This window comes from Flaviaesturariibacter aridisoli, assembly GCF_004343705.1.
Classification (GTDB): domain Bacteria; phylum Bacteroidota; class Bacteroidia; order Chitinophagales; family Chitinophagaceae; genus Flavisolibacter; species Flavisolibacter aridisoli.
The window spans coordinates 55,235-78,384 of sequence record NZ_SKFH01000009.1 but is presented as its reverse complement, the minus strand read 5'-3'; the positions used below and the strand labels follow the sequence as shown (position 1 = coordinate 78,384).

Genomic DNA, 23,150 nt, shown 5'->3' with positions numbered 1-23,150 from the left:
GGGTGGCCCGAAAATACGATACCGCAGCCCTCGTCCTGTGTTACCTTCGGCGCTCAATTGCCGCCTATGTTTCGCGATCTCAATATCGACAAACGCCTCCTCCGCGCCCTCGACGACCAGGGCTTCACCGAACCGAAGCCGATCCAGGAAAAGGTCTTCTCGCTCGTAATGAGCGGCGCGGACGTATGCGGTATTGCGCAGACCGGCACCGGCAAAACGCTGGCTTACCTGCTGCCCCTGCTGAACGGGTGGAAATACAACAAGGACCGCGAGCCACAGATCCTCATCCTCGTACCGACGCGCGAGCTCGTGCAGCAGGTGGTGGATGTGGCCACCGGCCTGGCCGCCCACCTCGGCGCCACGATCAAAGGTGTATACGGTGGGGTGAACATCAACACGCAGCGCCTGCAGTTTGCCGATGGCGCGGACGTGCTCGTAGCCACCCCGGGCCGCTTTTACGACCTGGCCGTCACCGGTGCATTCAAAGTACGCTCGATCAAAAAGCTGGTGATCGACGAGGTGGACGAGATGCTCAACCTGGGCTTCCGCGCCCAGTTGCGGAACATCCTCGACCTGATACCGGAGCGGCGGCAGAACCTGCTCTTTTCGGCCACGCTGATCCCCGAAGTGGAGGCGCTGTTTACCGAATACTTCGACCGCCTGCAGCGCGTGGAAGCGGCGCCCGCGGGCACGCCGGTGGAGCGGGTGCAGCAAATCGTTTACGAGCTACCCAACTATCATTCGAAAGTGCGGATGCTGCAATGGCTCCTGCGCCATGAAGAATCGCTGCGCCGCGCCGTGCTGTTCACGGCGTCGAAAAAGCAGGCCGACGAGCTCGCTGCGCTGCTGGAGCCCGAATGGCCGGGAACGATTGGCGTCATTCACTCCAACAAGGAGCAGAACTACCGCTTCAACACCGTGCGCCAGTTCCAGGAAGGAACGCTGCGCCTGCTCATCGCCACCGACATCGTAGCGCGCGGCATCGACGTGACGGGTGTTTCGCACGTCATCAACTTCGACCTGCCGGAGCTCCCGGAGCAATACATCCACCGCATCGGCCGCACCGGCCGCGCCGACCGCGATGGCGTGGCCATCTCCCTGCTGACGCCGTTCCAGGCCGGCGAGCGGGCCGCGCTGGAAGCCTACCTGGGCGCGCCGCTTGCCGTATCGCCGCTGCCGGCAGACCTCGAGTTGTCGGAGCAGCTGATCGATGAAGAGCTGCCGAAAGTGCCGATGAAGGAGCTTTCGATGAAGCTGCCGCCCAAAGAGGAGCGGGGTGCTTCTTTCCACGAGAAAAAAGCCAAGAACAGGAAGGTCAACGTCCGCGTATCGCGTAAGGAGCAGATGATGAAGAAATACGGCAAGCCGATCAAGCGGGGCAAAAAACGCTGAGCATCTGCCTGAGATAAATTGTTGTAAATGCAAAAAGGACCGGCACATTGCCGGTCCTTTCAGGTAGATGGTCGTGAACGAGTTCGTTAGCCCAGCTTCACCGACGTCATCGTGAGCGAGCCCGCGATCGTTTTGTCGTTGAAGAACGAAACGGCATCTTTCGAGCCTTTCAATCCGAGCGTATACATCAGGGGCAGGTAGTGCTCCGGCGTCGGGATGGCCAGCAGCGCGTCGCGTCCCATCTGCTCGTAGCGGACCAGGGGTGCGTGGTCGCCGTCGCCGATCAGCTGTTTGAATTTATCGTTCATGTGCAGCGCCCAGTCGTAGCCGTATTGCTCTTCATTGAGCCGGTCCCAGGCCGCCATGCGCAGGTTGTGCACCATGTTGCCGCTACCCATGATGAGCACGCCCTTCTTGCGGAGGCTGTACAGCTCGCGGGCGAGATCGTAGTGATACTGTGGCCTTTTGCTGTAGTCGATGCTCAGCTGCAGCACCGGGATGTTCGCCTCGGGGTACATATGCCGGATGATGGTCCAGGTGCCGTGGTCGAGGCCCCAGTCGTGATCGAGCTCCACGTGGGCGGAATGCAGCAACTGCGCCGTTTCCTTCGCCAGCGCCGGGTTGCCCGGCGCGGGGTATTGAACGGCAAACAGTTCCTTTGGAAAGCCACCGAAATCATGAATGGTCTTCGGGAAGTTCATGGCCGTGATCTTCGTGCCCTTGGTGAACCAGTGCGCCGAGATCACCAATACCGCTTTGGGTACCGGGATCTCCTTCGCCATTTCGGTCCAGCGCCGGCTGAAGCCGTTGTCTTCAATCCCGTTCATCGGCGAGCCATGCCCCACGAACAGAACCGGCATCAGGTGGTCTTCTTCGGGAAGGCCGCTGGTAAACTGGCGGAATGCAGATAATGTGTTCATGCCTATTGCTCCTGTTAAGATGGTTTGGATAAATTGTTTTCGTTCCATTGCCGGCTGATTTGAGGGTCAGTATTTCTTACTGGCGAACAAACTCGCCGTTGGCGTTGATGCGCACCTCGTCGCTGATCATCGCTGCCGGGAAGCCCGCGCCGATGTTGAAGTCGGAACGCTTGATGACGCCCGTGAGCTGGAAGCCGGCCGTTTGCTTTTTGGACATCGGGTTTTCCACCTGGCCCTTGTAGCGGAGGTCCATGGTCACGCGTTTGGTGACGCCGCTCATGGTCAGGTTGCCGCTCACCTTATAGTTGTTCTTCGATACTTTCTTCAGCGAGTTGCTGCTGAAAGTGATCGTGGGGTATTTCTCCACGTTGAAGAAGTCGGCGCTGCGGAGGTGCTTGTCGCGTGCTTCCACGCGGGTGTCGATGGAAGCCGTTTGGGCGACCAGCTCGAAGCTGGCGTCGCTGAAGTCGGGCTTCGCCGATTTAACCGTCACGTCGATGTCCCGGAAGGCGCCCGAGATATCGGAGATGCCCAGGTGGGTTACGGTAAAGCCCAGCTGCGTATGCGGGTCGTCGTTTTGCCAGGAAACAGACGGCGTGGTAAAGGCGGTCAGTACGATCAGTGCGGAGGAGATGATTGCGATCTTTTTCATATGAATGATTTTAATGTCGTTGAATGTTTATGTGGGTGTGTTTATTGGTGGAGGATCTTCCAACCGGCGAGCCAGTTGTAGTTGTTCCGGATACCGAGGGTGATGAGCAGCAGCTGCATGCCTTCCAGTGTGCGGCTGACGGAGAGCTTGCCGGCTTCGATCGGACGAAAGCCCGCGGTGCTGACCAGTGCCGATACGGTGGCTACCGCTTCGGCATCATCGCCGGCCACAAAGGCGTCTACCTGCTTGCCGTCGATCACCGGCGTGGCGAAGTCGGCGGCGAACGTTGTATTGAACGCTTTGACCACCCGCGAGTGGGGAAGGAGCTTTTGCAGCTCTTCGGCCGCGCTCGTGCCCGGTTCTGTAACGAGGCCGTCGTAAGTTTCATTGAGCGGGTTGGCGATGCTGATCACGATCTTTTGGTTGGCCACCTCGCGGATCTGCGCGGCCACATCTTTTTCGGCGGCATAGGGCACGGCCAAAATGATGATGTCTGCTTCCCAGCTGGCGTCGGTGGGACAGGCGGCGGCTTCGATATCGGCTTGCGGGTTGGTGCTCCTGATCGCATCCACGAGCGCGTTCAGCTTGTCTTTATCCGTTGCTTTGAGCAGCAGGCGGTTGTTGCCTTTTGCCAGCGCAGTGGAGAGGGCGGAACCCATGTTCCCGGTAGCCCCTATAATGGCGATGGTTTGTTTTGTGTTCATGATCCTTTCGTTTAAAACACAAAGCTACCATCCACAGGGGGGCGCACCCTTGCGTTTGGGCAAGAAACGACGTTGATCTAAATCAAGAGAAACGGGTGCTACCGGGGGCTGTTCAACTTGCGGCGCACGCGGCTGAGCGTTTCCGCGGTCATGCCCATATAGGAAGCAATCATATGCTGGGGCACGCGCTGGATGATGGTCGGGTATTGCTGCAGGAGGTTCTTATACCGCTCTTCCAGCGACTGGCTGAAGATGGATGTAAGCCGTCGCTGCAGCGCCAGGTAGGCGCTCGTAATTTGCAGGCGGATATAGGTCTCATACTTGGGCACCTTGCGGAGCAGCTCCTCGTGCGCCGCCTTGCTGATCAGGATCAGTTCGGCGTCTTCCAGCGCCTCGATATTGTAGGTGGCCGCCTCGCCCGTCAGGAAGCTGTAGAGGTCGGAAATGGTCCAGCCTTCGAGCGCGAACTGCACGATGTGCTCCGACCCGCCGGCATCGACGTGGTATAATTTCAGCGCGCCTTTTTCCACGAAGGCAATGTGGCGGCAGGGATCGCCTTCCTGCAGCAGGTATTGCTTCCGGCGCAGCTTTTTGGGAGTCAGGAACTGTTGGATCGTGGCGCGCTCTTCCCCGGTCAGCGGAACCTTCTCTTCGAAACTCTGGAAGAACAATTCATACATAGCGGCAGCTGCATTCGTTGTGACACAATCGGAAACGACCGGTGCCGGATCCGGGCAAAAGGTAGTCCATTTCCGCTTCCGGCACCTTCGGTTACCGGTTGCTGACCGGCGGGCAAGCAATGGTTAGTGCTGCCGCCTTTGTGCGGGCTGCCGGGTGCACTCTTCGGAAAAGAAAACTATTGCGCCAGCCCGATCTGCTTCATCAGCGACTGGTTGTCCCAATGCAGGTATTCTTCAATCATTCTTCCACCCCGCCAGTGGCCAATAGTTGACATAGTGAGCCGGAACTTTTTCCCGGTGGGTGGAATGACCTTGCCGTTGCCCATATTCATCGGCCTGGAGAACGTGCCTTCCATTTCGCCGATGACGGCGGTCCAGTCGCCGCTGCCGAACTTGACGGGGTGGGCGATGATCTTCGTATCCGGGGCAAAGGCAAACATCGGTGTGAGCTGGTTGATGTGCTGCGGGAACAGCCCGGTGGTTTCCGAGCCATCGGGGTAGATCACGCGGATGTTTTGGTCGTGGCTGATGGCGAAGCTGTCCCACTGCTGATTGCTGTAAAACTGGAAGTCGAGGCTGTCAAAGCGGCGCAGCCGCTCCTGGGTCAGCGCGTCGTTGGTTGGCGCCGGCTGCTGCTCCGTGGTCGTCCGGGAGGCCGGCTGCGAAGCCGGCTGATTGCCGGTGCAGGAAGCCAGTAAAAGGACGAGGAAAAGACAGGGTACACCGGCTTCTGAAAATGGCTGTTTCATAATCGTCTGCTTTATGGTTAGGAATGCGAATCCGATTGGGTTCCCGGGGCATCGGTGCCCATCGCGGTGGCGGCAGCGGTTACCGCCCGTAGGGTAAGTTACCGAAAGACCAGGGACGGATGCAGGGCGGGAAGCGCGGGCGCCGGTATATCTTTACGGCATGTCTTTCAACGACCCCCTGCACGGCAAAACGCTCGAGGCGATCCTTACGGAATTGCAGGCCCGCTACGGCTGGGATGGGCTGGCCGACCGCATTTCCATCAACTGTTTCCGCAGCGATCCCAGCATCAAATCGAGCCTGACTTTTCTGCGCAAGACGCCCTGGGCCCGCAAAAAGGTGGAGGAGTTGTACCTGCGCTCGCTGCGGTAGCCCTCGGTGGGGGCAAAAAATGCGGATTTTTGTTGGGCGGAAGAGCCGCATTCCTTATTTTTGCAGCCCTTTCCGCCCCCGGGTGGAGACAGGCCGAGGTAGCTCAGCTGGTTAGAGCATCGGATTCATAACCCGAAGGTCGGCAGTTCAAGTCTGCTCCTCGGTACAAAGCCCTCCCCATGGAGGGCTTTTACTTTTTCCGCAAGCACATCCGATTCCAATCCTTTTGAGGCGGCCGGCAAGGGGCCGCAGCACCCGCCGCGACCCCAAAACGCCGCCGGCTGCCGTTGCCGGTACCCGGCTTTATCTTTGGCCTCTTCGTAACGGTGCCTGGTTCCGGGAGCCGCCTAAAACATGTACTATGAAATACCGCGTGGAGAAATTGAGCGAGACCATGTGTTCCATAAAGCTGGTCCCGGAAAACCCTTCCGAAACGGCCCTCTTGGCGAAACCGGAGCAGGAGGAAGCCTTCCTGGCGCACTACCGGCAGGCACTTTCGAAGTTGGTGCATAAGGACGCAACGCTCGTAGGCGTGGTCAACAAGGAGCACTACCCGGGGCATGTGCTGGTGGCGTATGCGTTGCCGGAAGGCCGGTGACCGGCGCCCACCGCTGCTGCTGTTCCGGGGGGCGCGCGAATGCATGGCGCGAAGCAGGTAACGGCATGTCGACCCCCGATTCACCTCCTCAGCCGCAAGCTGGATACTTTTTTATTGCTCAGCACGACACCCCATCGCGTGCACAACCAGGGAACTAATTGGCACTAGCCTGAATGGCCCGGTTCGATTCCATTCATCCTGCACCAGGGACCCCGGATAGGATTGTTCCTATGTTACCTTCACATTTGCTTCCCTTTCCGCGTACCGATTAAAATCAAAACCAATGAAAAAGCTACTCGTGCTGGTACCGTTATTCATTGCCGTTACCAGATTGATCGCACAGGACCAAACCGTACAGGAACTAAAGAATGCAAGCTCAAAAGCCCTTGTCAAAGATGCCACGGATACTATTCCAAAAACATGGAAAAAGGGCGGCTTGTTCAATTTCAATTTTGGACAAACATCGCTTTCAAACTGGGCTGCCGGCGGCGACAATTTTCAATTAAACGTAAACACATTTTTAAACCTGTATGCCTTTTATGCAAAAGACAGGAAAGCCTGGGATAACAGTCTTGACCTCGCCTTTGGATTAATAAAAACCACGTCCTTGGGCAGCCGTAAAAGCGATGACAAAATTGATTTCACCTCGAAGTACGGCTACGAGCTAACGCCCACCAGCAAGTGGTATGCCAGTGCCTTGTTTAATTTCCGAACGCAGTTTGCTCCCGGCTTTACCTATCCCGATGCCACAACGTCTACTAAAATTTCTGATTTTCTATCCCCCGGCTATGTTTTGTTGTCGTTGGGACTCGATTACAAGCCCAATAAAAATTTCTCCCTGTTCGTATCACCGATCACCAGCCGATGGGTTATCGTCACAGCTACCGGTTTAAACCCGTTGACACCCACACAAAAAGGCAATGTATATGGCGTACCACCGGGCAAAACCGTAAACAATGAGATCGGCGCTTACTTGAATGCCAGTTACCTGAAAGAACTGGTAACAAACCTGACCTACAAGGGGAAGCTTGAATTGTTTTCCAATTACAAACATAATCCCCAGAATATTGATGTGTATTTGACCAACCTGGTTAGTGCAAATGTCTTTAAAGGACTTTCATTCAACCTCGGCCTCGACCTGATTTACGATGATGACGTAAGGATATTCGGTGAAAACTCAAACGGGGCAAGAATGCAGTTCCGGGAATTTATAGGCATAGGGTATCTTAAAAAATTCTGACCGCTGCTGGTAGATAAGGCTTCATGTTCCCTGGTATTGGCGGTACGTGCTGGTGCAAAACCAGTTTCGGGTTGGGCGCGGAAAGCTGGCGTTGATTTTGAATACCATCGGTTCAAAAAAGCGCGTATGAAATTGCTCCGCCTCGCAGCGCCGGTCCTCCTGGGCCTGATGGCCTGTAATGAACGGGTACCGGCCTCCGGATCCGCTGCCTCCGATACCGCAACGACCACCGGCACAACTGCTGCGCCCGCAGCGGCCTGTTACCGCTATACCGGCAATGGCGACACGGTGAATCTGCGCCTGGATCCAACCGGTAGCGGCCCGCTCGAATACCAGCTGAAAGAAAAGGACCGCAACCGTGGAACTTTTACCATTGCCACGAACGAAGGTGGGCTGCTGCGCGGCTGGTACCGTTTTCAATCCGAAGGGATGGAGAGCGTGCGGGAAGAAGTGTTCCGGAAGGACGGCGACGCCCTCGTTCCGGGTTATGGCGAAATAGTACAGCAAGGCGATACGGCCCGCTTCGCACCCGGTGCCGCGCTGCAGTTTGACAGCAAGCGCGCGTTGCGGCCGGTGGAATGTGGTGGACGTTAAGAAGCTTTGCGTGGCAGCAGTCTTCAACGCAGAGGGCAGGGAGCGATTCACAGAGCGCACGGAGCAGCCTAAACGCTACCAACAAATTTCTTGGCACTACTACTGGTCTGAATCAACTTGTCATCCGAGGGGACGAGAGACGCCGCAAGCGGCTGAGGAAAAGCAGCCTAGCCCTATACGTGCTGGACATTGAATCTCCCTTGCGACGAATGGATTCTTCTCTGCCGCTTGCGGCGTCTCTCGCAGGCGCACAGGAAATGCTCTTTCAAATCTTGCGTTAACTAACTGTGTTTGTTGGTAGCTCAAACGTCCTTTGTGTCGTCCGTGAATAGCTCCCTGCCCTCTGCGTTAAAAAAGTACTTCGCCATCCACAGACACTACACGCCGCGCTTGCGCTTCGGCGGCAGCACTTTCGCGGGCGCTTCTTTCTTGAGCGAAGAGGCGCGCACAAAGAGCTTGGGCTTGAGCACGATCTCCACGTCGTCCATCCCCGAATCGTTGTGCATCCGCTCGATGAACAATTTGGCGGCGGTCTTGCCCAGCTCGAAAGCGGGTTGCTCCACGCTGGAGATGGTCGGTGTAACGAGGCTCACGGCCGGCTCGTTGTTGAAACCCACAAGCCCGATGTCCTGCGGCATTTGCAGGTCCCAGTCGCGGATGGCGAGCAGGGCGCCGATGGCCATGCGGTCGGAGATAGCGAAGATGGCGTCGGGGCGCTTCTTGCGACGCAGCAGGTCGTTGGTGGCCTCGAAGGCATTCTGTTGGTTGAAGTCGCAATACTTGATCAGGTCCGGATCGACCTTGATGCGGTGTTGTTTCAGCGCCTGCAGGTAGCCTTCGAGTCGGTCGTTGCCGATGCCGAGGTTGCGCGGGCCGGCGAGCACCGCAATTCTACGGTAGCCCTGCTCCAGCAAGTGCATCGTGGCCTGGTAGCCGCCGTCCACGTTGTCGAGGCGGACGCGCGGGCCGGCGATGTCGGGGCTCACGCGGTCGAAGAACACCATCGGCATCTTCTTCTGCTGGATCTTGCGGAAGTGGTCGAACACTTTCGTTTCGCTCGATACGGAAATGATGAACCCGTCTACGAGGCTTTCGAGCAGGCGCCGCGTGTTGACCATCTCGCGGCCGAACGATTCGTTGCTCTGGCACACCATCACCGTGTAGCCCGCTTCGAGCGCCACTTCGTCGATGCCCTTCACCATCTGCGACAGCACCCAGTCGAGGTTGGGCACGATGACGCCAATGGTATGCGTTTGCCGCTGCTGGAAGGAGAGGGCGAGGCGGCTCGGCTGGTAGCTGAGCTCCTCGCAGAGGGCCATCACGGCGTTGCGCGTGTCGGGCTTGATGTCGGGGGCGTTGCGGAGCGCGCGCGATACGGTGGAGACCGAAATGTTGAGCGTACGGGCGATGTCTTTGATAGTAGCCTGCTTGTTCATGATGGGAGCGTTGTCGCTTTAAAGGTACTGCCATCCGCCGGCTGTTACCGGTAACGTTACCGGTAACGCTTCCGGTAATTTATTTGGAAATGGCTTCCGGGGCGGTCTAATTTTAAACGGCCACAGCGCCCCCGAATACGATGAATGTACCGTCCCGCCTGCTTGCCGCCCTGCTCTGCCTGCTGACCTTTGCCCGGCCGGCTTACGCCCAGCACCCGCGCGCCTTCGCCACCGCCGCGGAGCTGCGCTCGGTGTACGCGCAGAGCCGGCAGAACCTGATGCTGCAACGCTCGCTTGCCGAGATGAAACGCGAGGTGGACGCCTGGCTCGGCAAAGACGTGGACGTTCCCTTCCCGAAAGATCCCGCCGGCGGCTACACCCACGACCGACACAAGGCCAACTACGGCTTGCTCTTCAACGCAGGTATCCTCTACCAGATGACCGGCGACGCGCGCTACGCGCAGTTCGCCCGCGGCATCTTTCTCAAATACGCCGCCCTTAACCCTACGCTTCCCAACCACCCGCAGGCCACGAGCTCCTCGCCGGGCCGTCTCTTCTGGCAGGCCCTCAACGACGCCAACTGGCTCGTGTATGCCGGCATGGCCTACGACCTCGTATACAATGGCCTCAGCGCCGCCGACCGCCGCCGCATCGAGCAGGGCGCCTTTAAGCCGGAGGTCGATTTCGTTACGAAAGACCTCAAGACCTGGTTCAACCTCATTCACAACCACGGCGTGTGGGCCTGCGCCGGCGTGGGCATCGTGGGCATCGCCACGGATAACAAGGAGTACGTCGACATGGCGCTTTACGGCACCGAAAAGAACGGCAAGAGCGGCTTTCTCGCGCAACTCAACGGGCTGTTCTCCCCCGACGGCTACTATACCGAAGGGCCTTACTACGTGCGGTACGCCATTCTTCCCTACTACCTGTTTGCCAACGCGCTGCAAAACGCGCAGCCTTCGCTCCACATCTTCGCCTACCGCGATACGGTTCTGCGCAAAGCCCTCGACGCCTGCCTGCAGCAAACCAATACCAACGGCGTATTCTTTCCCATCAACGATGCGCTGAAAGACAAGGATTACACTTCCAACGAGCTCGTGACCGCACTGGGCATCGCCCGCGACGTATACGGTCCGCAGCCCGGCTTCCGCACCGTGGCCCAGAAGCAGGGCCGCGTGCTGCTGCACCGCGGTGGCGCCCTCCTTGCCGCAGAAGCAACGGCCGGCAAGCCCGAAGCGGGCTATCCCTACCGCCCCGCGGAATACAACGACGGCGCCCGCGGCAACGAAGGCGGCGTGAGCCTCATGCGCCTCGGGCAGGGAAAAGAACTGACGACCGTTATTTTCAAATACGCCTCGCACGGCCTTTCGCATGGCCACTACGACCAGCTCGGCATCTCCCTTTTCGACCGCGGCTCCGAGATCCTCACCGACTACGGCTCCGTACGCTTTATCGGCGTGGAGCAGAAGTGGGGCGGACGCTACCTCCCCGAAAACAAAACCTATGCGGCGCAGACCATCGCCCACAGCACGCTGGTGGTCGACGGCGCCTCGCACTTCAACGGCAAAGAAGACACGGCCGAGCGCTACCACGGGGAACGCCTCTTCAGCAACCTGTCGGGCAAAGCCCTGCAGGTGGTGAGCGCCGCCGACGACCACGCCTATACCGGCACACGCCTCCGCCGCTCGCTGTACCTGTTGGAACTGCCGGCCGGTCGCCGCCTGCTGGTAGACCTTTTCCAGGCCCGCTCGGCGGAAGCGCACCAGTACGACCTTCCGTACCAGTACAGCGGGCAGCTCATACAAACGTCTTTCCGCTACCAGGCCGCGGGCACGCTGAAGCCCCTCGGCACCAAAAGCGGCTACCAGTTCCTGTGGAAGGAAGCCGAAGCGGGGCTGCGCGATACCGTAGCGCAGTTCACCTTCCTCAACAACAAAACCTACTACACGGTGTCGAGCCTCGTGCCTGATTCGGCCACCATCGTGTTCGCACGCAGCGGGGCCGGCGACCCCTCGTTCAACCTGCGCCGCGAGCCTTCTTACATCATCCGCCGCAAGGGCAGCAACGGCACCTTTTTCAACGTGGTGGAGATCCACGGGCAATACGATCCGGTGGGTGAGTTTTCTTATAACGCCTACCCGTCGGTGAAGACGATGCGGATCCTCCGCGACGATGCCGACTACACGGTGGCCGAGGTGCGCACCGGGACCGACAGGTTGCTGCTGATGCAGGCCAACCGCGACTTTTCGAAGACCTCGAACCATGCGCTGAGCAGTAACGGTGAGGCCCTGCAGTGGACCGGACCTTATGCTGTGCTGTGCAACGGAAAGTCCTTGAACTAGCTTGAATATTTAGTAAATTAGTAATAATGGAAACGACCGGAACGAAAGTGTTTATTGAGAGCGCCGACATCACGTGGGAACCGACTGCACCGGGTATGCGCCGTAAGATCATTGCTTACGACGAAAGCCTCATGCTGGTGAAAGTGGAATTTGAAAAAGGCGGTGTGGGAACCCTTCACCAGCATTTTCATACGCAGATCACCCACATCGAAAAAGGGGTGTTCGAAGTGGAGATCGGAGGGGAGAAGAAAGTGCTGAAGGCCGGCGACGCCTTTTATGTGCCCCCGCATGTAATTCACGGCGCCGTATGCCTCGAAGCCGGCGTGCTGATCGATACGTTCAGCCCCGCGCGTGAAGATTTCCTCGGTTCCTGACCAAACAGATGTACCGCACAACAATGATATCCCTGATTGGACTCCTGCTGCTTGGTTGCAGCAAAGGAAAGCCGGCCGATACGCCCCACGTGCCGTCTCCCGCGCCCATACCCGTTTCGACAGAGCCGGCACCGCTGCGCACGGTGTGGGTGCATACCGCGGACGAACTGCAGGCCGCGCTGCTCGATGCGCGCCCCGGCGACGACATTGAGCTTGCCGACGGCGTGTACAACGGCAATTTCGAAATCGCGGCCGACCGCGACGGCACGGCCGATCATCCCATCGTGTTGCGCGGCGGCACGGCGGCCATAATCGATGGCGGCAGTATCCAAACCGGCTACGCGTTGTACCTGCAGGCCGACCATTGGATCATCCGTGGCTTCAGCATCCGCAATGCGCTCAAAGGCATCGTGGCCGACCGCACCCGCTACAGCCGGTTCGATTCGCTGGAGGTCACCGACATCGGAGAAGAGGCCATTCACCTGCGCACCTTCAGCAGCCGGAATACAGTGGCGCACTGCCAAATTGCCAACACCGGGCTGAAAACGCCCGATTACGGTGAAGGCGTTTACATCGGGTCGGCCAAGAACAACTGGGCCGTGTATACGAACGGCGCGCCCGACCGCTGCGATTCCAACGAGGTGCTCGAGAACCGCATCGGGCCCGGCATCGCAGCGGAATGCGTCGATATCAAGGAAGGTACTACGGGCGGGCTCATCCGCGGCAACAGCTTCAACTCCATTGGTATCCAGGGTGCCAACGGGGCCGACAGCTGGATCGATGTAAAAGGCAACCGCTACCGCATCGAAAATAATACGGGCGTCAACCCGGAAGGTACGTTGCTGGTGGATGGCTACCAGGTACACATCGCCTCCAGGGGTTGGGGCAATTATAACGAATTCCGGGGCAACCGTTGTGTGGTAAATGCACCCGGCTATGGCATCCTCATTCGCCTCACGAGCCCTACCGAGGGGGCGTCGGTAGGAAATAAAGTTTTCGCCGACAACAGCGCCAGCGGCGCGGGCGGCGGGCTAACCAACATCCCCGTTACCCAATAAAGAATGTTTCAAATCCCTCTATGAAAATCAAAGGACTGCGCTGGTGGATCATCGCCCTCATCGGAGTGGCCACGGTCATCAATTACATCGACCGGAGCGCGATCAACTACATGTGGCCCTTCATCTACAAGGAGTTCGGCGTTGCCGAGGCCGACAGCAAGAACGCGCTGGCGCTGATCACGACCTTTTTTATGATCGCCTACGCGTTGGGGCAAACGCTGACCGGCAAGATGATGGACGCCATCGGCACCCGCCTGGGCATGGTCGTGTCGATCATCGGCTGGAGCATCTCCATTGCCCTGCACGCCACGGCGCGCTCGCTGGCTTCCTTCAACGTGTTCCGCTTTATGCTGGGCCTCACCGAGGCCGGCAACTGGCCCGGCGCTACCAAGAGCAACGCCGAGTGGTTCCCCGCCCGCGAGCGCGGCATTGCCCAAGGCATCTTCGGTGCCGGCGCTTCGCTGGGCGGGGTAGTGGCGCCGCCTGCCATCGCCGCGCTGTTCCTCGCCTTCGGCTGGCGCAGCACCTTTGTGCTGGTAGCGGTGCTGGGCCTGGTCTGGATCCTTCCCTGGATGCTGGTCAACCGCGCAACACCCGACAAGCACCCCTGGCTGAGCGAGGAAGAGCGCGCCCATATCCTGGACCGTAGATCTACGGAGCAAGCCGCGGCGACCGCACAACCCATGGGCTGGCGGCAGCTGCTGGGCTTCCGCAACACCTGGAGCATCCTGCTGGCGCGCTTCTTTGCCGACCCCATCTGGTGGCTCTTCGTCACCTGGCTGCCTACCTTTCTCAAAGAGCAGTTCGGCTTCGACCTGAAGCAGGTGGCGGCCTTCGCCTGGTTTCCCTACCTCATGGCCGCCATCGGCGGCCTGCTCGGAGGCCTCTATGCGGCGCGGCGTATCCGCGGCGGGGTAGAAGCCGCCCGCGCCCGCAAGGAAGCGATCGGCATCGGCTCGGCCCTCATGCTGGCCGCCCTCGCCACCACGGCCTTCTGCCTGCCCACGCTGCGCGCCAACATCCCGCTGGCGCTTGGCCTCATCAGCGCAACGCTCTTCGGTTTCCAGTTCATCATCAACAATATTCAAACCCTGCCCTCCGACTATTTCCACGGCAAGAACGTGGGCACCGTAGCGGGCATGGGCGGAACCGCCGCCGTGGCGGGCACCCTGCTGGTTACCTGGTCGGTGCCGTTTATCACGCGGAGCGGCTACGTCACCTTCTTCATCCTGGGCGCGGTGCTCGTTCCGCTATCCTGGGCCTGTATCGCTTTCCTGTCGGGCCGCCGCGCCAGCGCCGCCCCGGTTAAAAAGAACGTCAAACCATCCCCTGCAACCGTATAAATACTGCTATATGAGAAAATACCTGCTTACCTGCATGGCCATGCTTTGCCTGGCCGCGGCATTCGGACAGAACACCTACTACTGGGTGGGCGGCACGGCGGCCGGCGGTGTCAACATGACCACCGCTTCGAGCTGGAACACGGCGCTGGACGGCTCGGGCAGCACGCGACCTTCGGCCACGGGCGCTTCCGACATCCTCGTTTTCGACGGCAGCAACATCGGCGGGGCAACGCCCGCCACGGGGCAGGCCATCGTGCACATCAACGGCGGCGTTACCTGCGCGCAACTGAAGTTCCGTAACGGCGCGAACGTAGCCTTCACCCGCCTGACGGGCACCGGCACCATCAACGTGAGCGGCGGCGCGGGTGACGACTTTGTGATCGAGGCCGGCTCCTCGCTGGCAATGACCACGGCCGGCGGCAGCACCGTGATCGCGCTGGCGGCGGTGTGCACCGGCACGGTGAGCGGCAACTTCAGCATGATCACCAACCTGCAGGCCCGCATCGCCAACAGCACCGCAGGCACGCCGGGGTCGCTGGTATTCAAGGCCGGCTCGAAATTCACCAGCAATATCACGGCCGCCTCGGCGGCTTATCCCTTCGGCAACAGCACGCAGTCGAGCGAGCAGTGGGTCGTTTTCGAGGCCGGCGCGCACTACTATTACGAAGGCGGCTTCAGTCCTATGGGCTCGGCTTCCGGCGGCGGCTTCTTCATGCCGATCGACTTTCGTCCGGGTTCTTACTTCCATATGAAAGCTTCGAACCCGGCGACGGGCTCCGGCACCTTCTTCAACCGCAAATCGTATCCCAACGTGATCGTCGAGAACGGCGCCACACTGACCTCCGACGGTAGCATCAACCGCATCGACACGCTCAGCATCGCCCCCGGCTCCACCTTTGTAACGCATACCAGCGGTCAGACGGTCATCCTCGGCAACCTCGAGGCGAACGGCAACCTCAGCGCGCCCGCCGGCTCCACCAACGAGCTTGTATTTGCCGGCAACGTGCCGCAAACGATCAGCGGTATCGGCAACATCACGGTGCCCTCGTTTACCGTATCGGATGATGCGCAGGTGACGCTCGAGCGCAATGTGACCGTCAGCAACAACGCGAACATTTACGGGCGCCTCAACTTCGGTACCAGGCAGCTGGTCGGTACGGCCACGTTTACGGCCCGCCGTCCCGCCACCGCGTTCACGGCTACGGGCACAACTACTGCCGGTGCTTTCCTGATCCGCAATGCCACAGGTACAACTACGCTGACCAAGGGTGTCAGCATCGCCGGCGCTGGCATCACGCCCGGCACCCGCGTGGTGAGCGTGACGTCCAACCTCGACTCCATCTGGGTGTCGCGTCCCCTCACGGCCACAGCCTCCGGCGTTTCGCTCAGCATCAGCGGCAGCGGCGCCACGCTCATCACGGCCAGCCCCGACGGCTTCGATGCCGCCGCCGGTTCGGTAGGCGTGAGCGATGCCCGCACGTACCAGGATGGCATCAGCTACGTAATCAATGCCGCCACCACGCAGCCTTTCGGTATTTCCACCACGGCACCCGCGGTGCTCTCGATCCGCGATGCAACCTTCAATGCGGCCGGCACAACGAATGCGAGCGCGGAGTTCTCGGGTACCCTCACCCTCAACAGCGGCAGGCTCACCATCCGCCCCGGCGACGTGCTGCACCTGCTCGCGGGCGCCAGCATCGGCGGTGCGATCGGCGGCAGCAACTATTTCGTTACGGCTACCGATGCCACAACGGGCAGCCAGGGCCTCCTCCGCCGCGACGGACTTACTACTCCTTCGACCTTCCCCGTAGGAACGGCCGCCAACTACCTGCCCGCTGTGCTGACGCCTTCGGTCGCCTCCGACTATACGGTAGCCGTGTTTGAAGGCATCACGACCAACGGCACGCCCAACGGCACGCCGCTGACCCTGCAGGAGCGCCAGACCGTGGTGAACGCGGTTTGGAACATCAGCCAGGTGGCCGGCAGCGGCAGCAGCGCCGTGAAGCTCCAATGGGTGAGCCCGCTCGAAGGCTCGGTGTTCGCCTCCTTCGCCGACAGCGAGATCGGCTTTATTACCAATAGTGGTACGGGCTGGTCGGCGCCGGTAGGCAGCGGCGACAACACCGCCAACAACATCGAGTCGACCTTCGCCACCTTCGGCGCCTTCAGCGTCGGGGCACGTCCTCCGGCCAATCCTTTTGTATTCAATGCCATGCCCGCCAAGAACTACGGCGATGCCGACTTCACTGCGGGCGTACTGACGGCCAACAGCAGCACCGCGGTGCAGTATACCAGCAGCAACCCCGCCGTGGCCACAGTGACCGCTTCAGGCGAGATCCACGTGACAGGTGTAGGCACCACCGACATCCGCGCCACGCAGGCCAGCGACGGCTTTTACCCCGCCGCCGACGTCACGCATACGCTGACCGTCAACAAGGCGCCGCTGACCATTAGGGCGACCGACCTGACGCGTCCCGAAGGCGACGCGAACCCAACGCTGACGGTTTCCTACTCCGGCTTTGTAAATGGCGAGAACGAATCGGTACTGCTTACGCCTCCCGTGGCAACCACCACGGCCACCCTGACCTCCGCCCCGGGCACATACCCGATCACGGTAAGCGGCGCGACGGCCGCCAACTACAGCATCACGATGCAGGGCGGTACGCTGACCGTGAGCCCGCGCAGCGCGCAAACGATCACGTTCAACGCGATCCAGCCCAAGACCTATGGTGCGGCCGACTTCGCCCTGGCCGTATCGAGCTCCAACCTGACCATTCCGATCCAGCTCACGAGCAGCAATCCGTCGGTGGCCACCGTCACGGGGAACACCGTGCATGTAACCGGTGCCGGCACGACCACGATCACGGCCAGCCAGCCCGGTAGCCCGTTCTTCTTCCCGGCCGCAGCGCAAGCGCAAACGCTGACCGTAAACAAAGCCAACCTCACGGTACGCGCCTTTGATTCGACGCGGATGCAGGGCGACGCCAACCCTGCCTTCCGCTACAGCATCACCGGCTTCGTGCTGGGCCAGAATGTGGCGAGCCTGCCCACGGCGCCGGTGCCCACGAGCACGGCCACGGCCACTTCGGCGCCGGGCTATTATCCCATCACGTTCACTACGGGCGTATCGGCCAACTACAATTTCGTGTACACGAACGCCCGCCTGTCGGTGCTGCCCGCAACGGGTGCCGACCTGGATCATATCCAGGCCTATATGAGCGGCGCCAACAGCCTGCGCGTGCGCGTATACAGCGCCAAGCCCGACCTCGCCGATGTGTACCTGTACGATATTGCCGGCCACCCCATCATGCGCCGCAACGTGTTCGTGCAGCAAGGCTTCACCAGCGCCGAATTCCTGGTACACCGACTGCCGCCCGGCATCTACGTGGCGCGGGTCATCGGTAAGTCGGTCAACCTTACGAAAACCGTCCTCGTCGGACACTAAACATTGCTATGAAAAAAACATTCATTTCTGCTGCGCTCCTGTTGCTGCTGCTCGGAAGTGCCGTTACCCTGCATGCACAGGAAGATTCGGCAAAGACCTACAAGCCGGTCGTGCTGCCCGCGGGCTTCACGAGCCGCCTGGACGTCGTGTACACCAAGGCCGGCGATTGGGACGGCAAGATGGACCTTTACCTGCCGGCTGCGGGTAAGCCCACGCCGGTGATCGTGAACATTCACGGCGGCGGCTGGAACCACGGCGTGAAGGAATCGCAGACGGGGTTCAACACGTTCTTCAAGGCAGGCTTTGCGGTGGCCAATATCGAATACCGCCTTACGGGGCAGGCCACGGCGCCCGCTGCCGTGGAAGACAGCCGCTGCGCGCTCGTGTACCTCGTGCAGCATGCAAAGGAGCTCAACATCGACCCGGCCCGCATCGTGGTGATGGGCGGCTCCGCCGGCGGCCACCTGGCCCTGATGGCCGGCCTTATGGGCAACGATACCCGCTTCGACGGCGCCTGCCCGCACAAAGAGCCGATCAAAGTAGCCGCCATCATCGACAAGTACGGCATCACCGATGTGTGGGACTGGGGCTACGGCAGCAACGTCACCAGCAAGTCGGCCAGGAACTGGCTTGGTGCCCGTGCGCAGGACAAAGCCTTTGCCGCCTCGGTGTCGCCGATGACGTACCTGGCCAAGACCAACCCGCCCGTGTTCATCGTGCACGGCGATGCCGATCCCACGGTGCCTTACCAGCATTCGGTGGACCTGCATAAACGCCTTAGCGAACTCGGTGTGCGTACGCAGTTCATCACCGTTCCGGGTGGCCAGCACGGCAAATTCGACAAGGAGAAGAATAGCGAGATCAACATCGCGATCATGGCCTTCCTCCGCGAGGCGGGCATCTACTGAACAAACCTGTGAAACGTAAAAAGGGCAACGAGATCGTTGCCCTTTTTTGATGGTTTATCGTGGTCTTTCAATAAAGCAGTTTCCAGCGCAGCGTCGCGGCCTTGTCGCCGGCGAGCGCATCCACTTTCGCGGGGCAGGGCACACAGTTGTAGTGGCGGCCTGCAGCGAGCAGCAGCGGGTAGCCTTCCTCGAATTCGAAGGGCTTGATCTGCTGGCCCGTCCACACTTTTTCTTTCGAAAGAAAGGGATACAGGAAGTTGAAACCCTTTTCCAGCGAAGCGCCCGAAGGGCTGTGGTAGTGCCAGAAGTCGATGTCCAGCTTTTCGCTCATAGAGGCGATGAGAAAGAAGGCGTCGAGGTCGAAGGTGTTGTAGTGGAGTGCGATGGTGCGCTCCATTTCCTTGGGGAATTTTCCTTCGGCATCCATCTGGTAGTCGAGCCGCTCCTGCGCGCTCGTCACGATGCGGCGGGCGAGGTCGCTGCTGTCGATGTACAGCGCCATCGACAGGCGCAGCGCGTCGTAGAAGGTGCCGTGGTTATTGCGGGCGTCGAGCTCGTCGCGGCCGATGGGGCTGGTTTGCATCCAGTTCAAAAAAGAACCGAACCATTGCTGCATGCCTTTCTGGTCGGCAGCCGTCCAGGACTTCGATCCCTGCAACAGGCCCAGTGCGTCCACCACTTTCACGAAGTGGCGGGCGTCGATGAGGCCCGCGCCGCGGCCGTCATTTTTCCCCTTGATGGCCTGCGCGAAATTGAGGTTGGGATTCATTCGCGTGGCCGGGTCGAGAAACCAGGTGCGCAGCAGCAGCGACGCATGCGCCGCGTAGCGTTCGTCGCCGGAGAAATAATACGCAAGTCCGAGCGTGTGCACCAACTCGCAGAGTTTCGGCATATACTCCTTGTCCTTGAACTCCTTCACCTCGGGGTTGGTCTGACCGTCCTTGCGGATATAGGGCAGGCCGTCGGGCTTCGTGGGGTCGGGCCAGAAGTAGGGCGCGAGGCTCATGTAGTCGTGGCGGTCGCCGCTCGGCGGGTTGTCCTTTTTCTCCATCACCGAAAAGGGACCTTCCTTCAGGGCTTTGCCGGCATCGCTCAGCAGCTTGTCGTAGGCTGGCTTCAGGTCGTTGCGAATGCGGCCGCGGTTGGCCTGCAACACGCCGGCATTGAGCACGAATACGCGGGGCGCGGGCTCGGGGTTACCCGCGCGGATCGTGGCACAGCCGCTGAGCAGCGAGGCGGCCAGCAACAGGTAGGGCGCTAGTTTCATGGCTTCTTGTTTTGAGGTCAGGAGAAATAGGTGCCGCCGTTGATGTCGATGTTGGTACCGGTGAGGAACGACGATTCCGAAGACGCGAGGTACACCACGAGGTCGGCCACGTCGGCGGCATCGCCCTGGCGGCGGAGCGGTGTGGAAGCGGCCACGTTGGTACGGATCTCGGGCTTCGTAAAGCGGTCGTGGAAGGAGGTGGCGATCATGCCCGGTGCGACCGCATTGACGCGGATGCCGCGGGGACCGAACTCTTTAGCCATGGCACGCGTGTAGGTCATCACTGCGCCCTTGGCCGTAGCATACAGCGAGGCGCCGCCGCCGCCGCCATCGCGGGCCGCCTGCGAGCTGAAGTTGATGATGGCGCTGCCGCTGGGCATGTGGGCCACCGTCGCTTTCGTGGTGAAGAAGATGCTCTTCATGTTGACGTTCATCAGGAGGTCGTACCAGGCTTCATCCTGCTCCTCGATGGTCTTGCGTCCGAAGAGACCGCCGACGACGTTGGCGAGTATGTGGATCTCGTTGCCGAAGGCTTTCTGCGTGTCGGCCACGAGCGCCTGCACGGCGTCCCATTGCGTCATGTCGCCCTGCACGAGGATGCAGGTGCCGCCGGCCTCATCGATAAATCGTTTCGTTTCTTTTGCTTCTTCTTCGGAGCCGAAGTAATTGATCGCCACTTTAGCGCCTTCACGTGCGAGGGCCATGCTTACAGAGCGCCCGATGTCGCGGGCGCCGCCGGTTACAATGGCTACTTTTCCTTGTAGTTTCATATCGTTGAAATGGTTGTTTATTTATAAGGCTCCCTGCAGGCCGATAGCACCGCCGTCGGTGGCTTTACCCAGCAGGGGAGAAGTGACCGTGTTTGAAAAATTATAGGCCGACGACCGGCGGTAAGCGGGCTTCAGCGTATACATCGGGCCCTTGACGGCTTTCCCCCAGAAGGAAGCGACGCGGCCCGATTGGTAGAGATTGCAGTTGGTAATCATGATCTTGTCCCAGTTTGTTTCGTCGAGGCGGATGGAGGCGCCGCCACGGCCCGTGTTGGAAAAGAGCGTGTTCTTTACCACGATGTTCTGCACCCCCAGCAGGCGCAGGCCGGCGCCGCGCTCCTTATTGTTGACGTCTTCGAGCACGCAGTGGTCCATGACCAGCGTGGGGCCGCTCGTGCTTTCGTCGGAGCCGCCGCGGTACAGGTCGACCGAGTGACCGAGTACGCGGTAAAAGGCGCAGTTCCGTATTTCTACAAAGTCCGCGCTGTACTTGCCGGCGTCGTCTTTTTCAGCAGCGAGGTAGATGGCATCGCCCGACAGATCGCGGAACAGGCAATTAGTGAAGCGGACAGTATCGGCGTAGGTGTTCCGCTGCGCGCGCAGCGGGCTGAAGCTGGATTCGGTATAGTTGTAAAAATCGCAGCGGTCCACGAACACACTGTAGTGACCCTTCATCGGCGTTACCGGTGCGATGGCCGCGGAGGCGGATGCGCGCTCATCAAAGGCGTCGTTGTCGAAGGCGAGTCCCGACAGTTCCAGTACGGCGCTGTCGGCAAGCTGAAGCAGGGCTGCGCGGCCGCGCGTGCCGTTGTAACGGAGCAAAGCTTTGGCCTCCTTAGGCAGGCGGCTTTCAATCCGCACGTAGGTGCGCACCGTAGTGGGCCCGTCGAAGAGATAGGTAGCCGTGTCCGTCAGCTGCAGCACGTCGCCGAAGGAAGCTTTTTCCAGCGCTGCCGCCAGTGTATTCTGCCCCGCGCGCACCGGGATAATGCGTCCTGAAAGACGTCGTTGCTGCGGGGTTTTCACCCCATACCAGGGTGCGCCACATTGGGTGCGCGTGGCTGCGCCCGTCGTATTTTTCGGCAGTGCGGTAAACCGTACTTCAGCAAAGCCCGGTTGGCTGAATCGTCCCGAACGCGTTACCACGCTGTTGTCGGCGAAATGAAAGCCGTCGGTCTTGTCGAAGGCGACGAATACTGTATCAGAATGACGGTTGTAAAAAAAATTGTCCGCCAGCGTCACGTTTTCGGGCGCGAGTGTACGCTCGTTATCCTTGCCCACGTGGAATTGGATATGGGCGCAGTCTACCCAGCTGTTGCCGATGATGCGTACGTCCTTCACCTGGTGGTAGCGGTTGGGCAGCGAGTTGGGCACGGCGTTCATCACGGCCAGCGCGGCAAAAAAGCGGTCGCCGGTGAGGCCGGAGAAATAGTTGCCGCGGATCGTGTGGCCTTCGTTGATGACGCGCACGCCGCCCGTGTTGGGCTTGCCGTTGCCGATGAAGGCGTTGTTCTCCACGAGGTTGCGGTGGCCGTGGCGCAGCGCCAGCACGCCCGAGCTCTCGAAAAAGGTGTTCTTACGAATGCTATTATCGCAGGATTTGATCGATACGATCTCCACCTCGCCATCGCATTCCTGGAAGTAGTTGTTCTCGATGCGCGTGCGCGAGGAGGTAAGCGAGGTTTGCGAAGTGCCCACGCGGATCGTTTCGCCGCCATTGGCCCCCAGCGGCGGGCGGCTGCCGAAGTAGTTGTATTCGATGCGGTGCTCGTTCTGCTGGTTGCGCTCGCCATCGAGGATCACCGCGAAGGTGACGCCTTGGTTCAACTTGCCGGCCACGCTATTGTGGTCGAAGCGGTTGTGGCGGCCGTAGAGGAGGATCCAGGAAGATTCGGTCTCCCGAGCCGGCGGATTGAAATCGTCGATGGCGCAGGCCGTCACGCGGCACCAGTTGGCCACTTCCTTGCCGCTGCGGTATTCGATGGCGGCGCCGCGCGTGCAGAAGCCGCGGGTGAAATACAGCCCGCTCACTTCGATGCCGGTGCCGGCGAGGCGCAGGCTCGAATTGCCCGTGAGCAGCACGCGGCCCGGTGTGGCGGCGCGCAGCACGATGGGGCGCAGCGAATCGCCCCGGGCAACGAGATTCAGCTCGGCATCGCGGTATTCACCGTCAGCAATCACGATCGTGTCGCCGGGACGGGCGGACCGCACGGCTGCATTGATGGCCGCAATGTCGGACTGTGCGAAGAGTGCAGCCGGCGCGAGCAGGGCGAAGAAGGAGAAGAGGGAAGCTGGTTTCATAAAGCAA

The 23,150-nt window shown here is 60.2% G+C and carries 20 protein-coding genes and 1 tRNA gene; 12 read left to right on the top strand and 9 right to left on the bottom strand.

From position 1 onward, the window contains the following. Nucleotides 1–66 precede the first annotated feature (66 nt). Nucleotides 67–1,392 carry a DEAD/DEAH box helicase gene (locus E0486_RS07795; RefSeq protein WP_131851592.1) on the top strand — a complete coding sequence of 442 codons (1,326 nt, stop codon included), beginning with the start codon at nt 67–69 and terminating at the stop codon, nt 1,390–1,392. An 86-nt stretch (nt 1,393–1,478) separates the two neighbouring features. Here E0486_RS07795 and ygiD read toward each other — a convergent pair whose 3' ends face one another. The 5 genes from ygiD to E0486_RS07770 all read right to left on the bottom strand — a co-directional run bounded on the left by ygiD (nt 1,479) and on the right by E0486_RS07770 (nt 5,097). Continuing rightward, complete coding sequence (gene ygiD, locus E0486_RS07790; protein WP_131851591.1) at nt 1,479–2,312, bottom strand: 4,5-DOPA-extradiol-dioxygenase; 834 nt, start codon at nt 2,310–2,312, stop codon at nt 1,479–1,481. A gap of 76 nt (nt 2,313–2,388) precedes the next feature. Next, nucleotides 2,389–2,964 carry a YceI family protein gene (locus E0486_RS07785; RefSeq protein WP_131851590.1) on the bottom strand — a complete coding sequence of 192 codons (576 nt, stop codon included), beginning with the start codon at nt 2,962–2,964 and terminating at the stop codon, nt 2,389–2,391. Nucleotides 2,965–3,005: 41 nt separating this feature from the next. Then, nucleotides 3,006–3,668 carry an NADPH-dependent F420 reductase gene (locus E0486_RS07780; RefSeq protein WP_131851589.1) on the bottom strand — a complete coding sequence of 221 codons (663 nt, stop codon included), beginning with the start codon at nt 3,666–3,668 and terminating at the stop codon, nt 3,006–3,008. A gap of 98 nt (nt 3,669–3,766) precedes the next feature. Next, on the bottom strand, nt 3,767–4,348 hold the full coding sequence (locus tag E0486_RS07775) for a Crp/Fnr family transcriptional regulator (RefSeq protein ID WP_131851588.1): 582 nt from the start codon (nt 4,346–4,348) through the stop codon (nt 3,767–3,769). A 176-nt stretch (nt 4,349–4,524) separates the two neighbouring features. Next, nucleotides 4,525–5,097 (bottom strand): ester cyclase, encoded by a 573-nt coding sequence (locus tag E0486_RS07770; RefSeq protein ID WP_131851587.1) that lies wholly within the window; start codon nt 5,095–5,097, stop codon nt 4,525–4,527. A gap of 160 nt (nt 5,098–5,257) precedes the next feature. Here E0486_RS07770 and E0486_RS07765 point away from each other — a divergent pair, with 160 nt between their 5' ends. The 5 genes from E0486_RS07765 (at nt 5,258) to E0486_RS07745 (ending at nt 7,899) form a co-directional block, all read left to right on the top strand. Beyond that, nucleotides 5,258–5,467 carry a VF530 family protein gene (locus E0486_RS07765; RefSeq protein WP_131851586.1) on the top strand — a complete coding sequence of 70 codons (210 nt, stop codon included), beginning with the start codon at nt 5,258–5,260 and terminating at the stop codon, nt 5,465–5,467. Nucleotides 5,468–5,559: 92 nt separating this feature from the next. After that, nucleotides 5,560–5,633: transfer RNA gene (locus E0486_RS07760), tRNA-Met, on the top strand. A gap of 195 nt (nt 5,634–5,828) precedes the next feature. Continuing rightward, nucleotides 5,829–6,065, top strand: coding sequence for a hypothetical protein (locus E0486_RS07755; RefSeq protein ID WP_131851585.1), 237 nt, complete (start codon nt 5,829–5,831; stop codon nt 6,063–6,065). A gap of 283 nt (nt 6,066–6,348) precedes the next feature. After that, a complete protein-coding gene (locus E0486_RS07750; protein WP_131851584.1) occupies nt 6,349–7,305 on the top strand; it encodes a DUF3078 domain-containing protein in 957 nt (318 codons plus the stop codon). 126 nt (nt 7,306–7,431) lie between these two features. Further along, entirely contained in the window at nt 7,432–7,899 is a 468-nt protein-coding gene (locus tag E0486_RS07745; protein ID WP_131851583.1) for a hypothetical protein, read from the top strand. 377 nt (nt 7,900–8,276) lie between these two features. Here the strand turns inward: E0486_RS07745 and E0486_RS07740 are convergent, their stop codons facing one another. Further along, the gene (locus E0486_RS07740) at nt 8,277–9,335 is read right to left on the bottom strand and encodes a LacI family DNA-binding transcriptional regulator (RefSeq protein WP_131851582.1); all 1,059 of its coding nucleotides are present in this window, start codon (nt 9,333–9,335) and stop codon (nt 8,277–8,279) included. 140 nt (nt 9,336–9,475) lie between these two features. On the opposite strand from E0486_RS07740, the gene E0486_RS07735 reads away from it, so the two are divergent. The 6 genes from E0486_RS07735 to E0486_RS07710 are packed head-to-tail and all read left to right on the top strand — an operon-like array spanning nt 9,476 to nt 18,805. Then, complete coding sequence (locus E0486_RS07735; protein ID WP_131851581.1) at nt 9,476–11,677, top strand: heparinase II/III domain-containing protein; 2,202 nt, start codon at nt 9,476–9,478, stop codon at nt 11,675–11,677. A 26-nt stretch (nt 11,678–11,703) separates the two neighbouring features. After that, complete coding sequence (locus tag E0486_RS07730) at nt 11,704–12,051, top strand: cupin domain-containing protein (RefSeq protein WP_131851580.1); 348 nt, start codon at nt 11,704–11,706, stop codon at nt 12,049–12,051. Between the two features lie 23 nt (nt 12,052–12,074). Further along, nucleotides 12,075–13,109 (top strand): chondroitinase-B domain-containing protein, encoded by a 1,035-nt coding sequence (locus tag E0486_RS07725; RefSeq protein WP_165917238.1) that lies wholly within the window; start codon nt 12,075–12,077, stop codon nt 13,107–13,109. Between the two features lie 20 nt (nt 13,110–13,129). After that, nucleotides 13,130–14,452 carry an MFS transporter gene (locus E0486_RS07720; RefSeq protein WP_131851578.1) on the top strand — a complete coding sequence of 441 codons (1,323 nt, stop codon included), beginning with the start codon at nt 13,130–13,132 and terminating at the stop codon, nt 14,450–14,452. A 10-nt stretch (nt 14,453–14,462) separates the two neighbouring features. Continuing rightward, on the top strand, nt 14,463–17,897 hold the full coding sequence (locus tag E0486_RS07715) for an MBG domain-containing protein (protein ID WP_131851577.1): 3,435 nt from the start codon (nt 14,463–14,465) through the stop codon (nt 17,895–17,897). A gap of 8 nt (nt 17,898–17,905) precedes the next feature. Next, on the top strand, nt 17,906–18,805 hold the full coding sequence (locus E0486_RS07710) for an alpha/beta hydrolase (protein WP_131851576.1): 900 nt from the start codon (nt 17,906–17,908) through the stop codon (nt 18,803–18,805). Between the two features lie 67 nt (nt 18,806–18,872). Here the strand turns inward: E0486_RS07710 and E0486_RS07705 are convergent, their stop codons facing one another. Genes E0486_RS07705 through E0486_RS07695 form a run of 3 tightly spaced genes read right to left on the bottom strand, consistent with a single transcriptional unit; the run spans nt 18,873 to nt 23,143 of the window. Further along, complete coding sequence (locus E0486_RS07705; protein ID WP_131851575.1) at nt 18,873–20,072, bottom strand: alginate lyase family protein; 1,200 nt, start codon at nt 20,070–20,072, stop codon at nt 18,873–18,875. Nucleotides 20,073–20,089: 17 nt separating this feature from the next. Next, a complete protein-coding gene (locus E0486_RS07700) occupies nt 20,090–20,842 on the bottom strand; it encodes an SDR family NAD(P)-dependent oxidoreductase (RefSeq protein ID WP_131851574.1) in 753 nt (250 codons plus the stop codon). A 21-nt stretch (nt 20,843–20,863) separates the two neighbouring features. Next, entirely contained in the window at nt 20,864–23,143 is a 2,280-nt protein-coding gene (locus E0486_RS07695; protein ID WP_131851573.1) for a polysaccharide lyase 6 family protein, read from the bottom strand. Between the last annotated feature and the right edge of the window lie 7 nt (nt 23,144–23,150).

What these genes read in the sequence shown, in the direction of transcription:
- E0486_RS07695 (WP_131851573.1), bottom strand. Translation starts at nt 23,143, where the DNA reads ATGAAACCAGCTTCCCTCTTCTCCTTCTTCGCCCTGCTCGCGCCGGCT.
- E0486_RS07785 (WP_131851590.1), bottom strand. Translation starts at nt 2,964, where the DNA reads ATGAAAAAGATCGCAATCATCTCCTCCGCACTGATCGTACTGACCGCC.
- E0486_RS07795 (WP_131851592.1), top strand. Translation starts at nt 67, where the DNA reads ATGTTTCGCGATCTCAATATCGACAAACGCCTCCTCCGCGCCCTCGAC.
- ygiD (WP_131851591.1), bottom strand. Translation starts at nt 2,312, where the DNA reads ATGAACACATTATCTGCATTCCGCCAGTTTACCAGCGGCCTTCCCGAA.
- E0486_RS07770 (WP_131851587.1), bottom strand. Translation starts at nt 5,097, where the DNA reads ATGAAACAGCCATTTTCAGAAGCCGGTGTACCCTGTCTTTTCCTCGTC.
- E0486_RS07710 (WP_131851576.1), top strand. Translation starts at nt 17,906, where the DNA reads ATGAAAAAAACATTCATTTCTGCTGCGCTCCTGTTGCTGCTGCTCGGA.
- E0486_RS07740 (WP_131851582.1), bottom strand. Translation starts at nt 9,335, where the DNA reads ATGAACAAGCAGGCTACTATCAAAGACATCGCCCGTACGCTCAACATT.
- E0486_RS07745 (WP_131851583.1), top strand. Translation starts at nt 7,432, where the DNA reads ATGAAATTGCTCCGCCTCGCAGCGCCGGTCCTCCTGGGCCTGATGGCC.
- E0486_RS07765 (WP_131851586.1), top strand. Translation starts at nt 5,258, where the DNA reads ATGTCTTTCAACGACCCCCTGCACGGCAAAACGCTCGAGGCGATCCTT.
- E0486_RS07725 (WP_165917238.1), top strand. Translation starts at nt 12,075, where the DNA reads ATGATATCCCTGATTGGACTCCTGCTGCTTGGTTGCAGCAAAGGAAAG.
- E0486_RS07730 (WP_131851580.1), top strand. Translation starts at nt 11,704, where the DNA reads ATGGAAACGACCGGAACGAAAGTGTTTATTGAGAGCGCCGACATCACG.
- E0486_RS07750 (WP_131851584.1), top strand. Translation starts at nt 6,349, where the DNA reads ATGAAAAAGCTACTCGTGCTGGTACCGTTATTCATTGCCGTTACCAGA.
- E0486_RS07735 (WP_131851581.1), top strand. Translation starts at nt 9,476, where the DNA reads ATGAATGTACCGTCCCGCCTGCTTGCCGCCCTGCTCTGCCTGCTGACC.
- E0486_RS07780 (WP_131851589.1), bottom strand. Translation starts at nt 3,668, where the DNA reads ATGAACACAAAACAAACCATCGCCATTATAGGGGCTACCGGGAACATG.
- E0486_RS07700 (WP_131851574.1), bottom strand. Translation starts at nt 20,842, where the DNA reads ATGAAACTACAAGGAAAAGTAGCCATTGTAACCGGCGGCGCCCGCGAC.
- E0486_RS07715 (WP_131851577.1), top strand. Translation starts at nt 14,463, where the DNA reads ATGAGAAAATACCTGCTTACCTGCATGGCCATGCTTTGCCTGGCCGCG.
- E0486_RS07720 (WP_131851578.1), top strand. Translation starts at nt 13,130, where the DNA reads ATGAAAATCAAAGGACTGCGCTGGTGGATCATCGCCCTCATCGGAGTG.
- E0486_RS07705 (WP_131851575.1), bottom strand. Translation starts at nt 20,072, where the DNA reads ATGAAACTAGCGCCCTACCTGTTGCTGGCCGCCTCGCTGCTCAGCGGC.
- E0486_RS07775 (WP_131851588.1), bottom strand. Translation starts at nt 4,348, where the DNA reads ATGTATGAATTGTTCTTCCAGAGTTTCGAAGAGAAGGTTCCGCTGACC.
- E0486_RS07755 (WP_131851585.1), top strand. Translation starts at nt 5,829, where the DNA reads ATGAAATACCGCGTGGAGAAATTGAGCGAGACCATGTGTTCCATAAAG.